This window comes from Nitrososphaera sp. (assembly GCF_050748925.1).
Classification (GTDB): Archaea; Thermoproteota; Nitrososphaeria; order Nitrososphaerales; family Nitrososphaeraceae; genus Nitrososphaera.
Genome location: NZ_JBOGQF010000258.1, coordinates 1 through 1091, shown reverse-complemented (window position 1 = coordinate 1091; position 1091 = coordinate 1). Strand labels below are relative to the sequence as shown.

Sequence of the window (1091 nt, the reverse complement as noted above, 5' to 3'; positions counted from 1 at the left end):
CAATTGGCGAGCTTCAGACATGAATTCCGAATGGTACGCAATGAAATTTTAATATATGCCTCTAATACGCTTTACCTACAGGTAATATCGATTGTCTGTAGATATGGCAGTAAAGGTTCTGGATGAGAGCCTTGGAAAAGTCGTGCTTATCAAGTTGAAGGGTGGCAAGGTCATCAGGGGAAGCCTTCATGGCTTTGACCAGCACATGAACCTGTTGCTGGAAGAGTCGGTGGAGATACTGGACGAGGGCAAGTCAAACGACCTCGGCACGATTGTCGTGAGGGGCGACAACGTGGTGATAATCTCCCCGCCGCCAAAGTAAGGGGTTGAATTGAGATGACGAAAGGCACAACCTCGATGGGTAATTTTACCCGCAAGAAAACACACATACGCTGCAGAAGGTGCGGCCAGAACTCGTACCACAAGCGCCACAAGCAGTGCGCCAAGTGCGGGTATCCCGAAGCCAAGATGAGGACATACCGCTGGATAAAGCGCCAGGTCCTCTAGCAAACCTTTTTCTGTATCCTTTTCTTTTAATCTGCCATGTCCGAGATCGCGGTCATCGCCGGCTCATCGGTAGCCGGTGCAGTCTCTGCTGCAATTCTTGAGCGGCTGTCGCGCGTAAAAGCTAAAGCGGCAAAGCAGGACAAGCCTCTGACTGCTGCGAGGGCAGAGCTGGCATCTCTCTTATTTGAAAAGACGCTTGCGGCAGAGGCGATAACCAGAGTCTACGAGGCGGCGCAGGACGGCAAGATAGACCGGCTAGAGCGCGACCGGCTATTGATAAAATACAAACAGGACCTCGACTCTCTGAACGAAAGGATAGCGCACCTGCAGCCGGTGGCAGACTATGCCGACCTGGCAGAGGCGCGCAGCAGCCTAGTCTCGCTCCTGGAAACAAAGATTTCCACCATAGACTCCAAGATGGCCGAGATGTCAAAGGCAGGCGCCCGGCCCATCGTCGTCGAGAAGGTGCAGGTGATGCCGATACCGGAGAAGGTGAAAGACGACTCTGACGCCAAGCAGATCCGCGCAGAGGAAAAGAACATCGAGCAGCTGCAAAAAGAGATAATGCAGGCACTGGTAAGGCT

At 52.9% G+C, this 1091-nt stretch carries 3 protein-coding genes; all 3 read left to right on the top strand.

Annotated features, from left to right (window positions below; genetic code table 11):
- The first annotated feature begins 91 nt into the window (after window positions 1-91).
- Entirely contained in the window at window positions 92-322 is a 231-nt protein-coding gene (locus ACREAY_RS12095) for an LSM domain-containing protein (RefSeq protein WP_431756017.1), read from the top strand.
- 14 nt (window positions 323-336) lie between these two features.
- Window positions 337-507 (top strand): 50S ribosomal protein L37e, encoded by a 171-nt coding sequence (locus tag ACREAY_RS12090; RefSeq protein ID WP_431756016.1) that lies wholly within the window; start codon window positions 337-339, stop codon window positions 505-507.
- 36 nt (window positions 508-543) lie between these two features.
- A partial coding sequence (locus tag ACREAY_RS12085; RefSeq protein WP_431756015.1) for a hypothetical protein occupies window positions 544-1091 on the top strand: 548 nt, incomplete at its 3' end.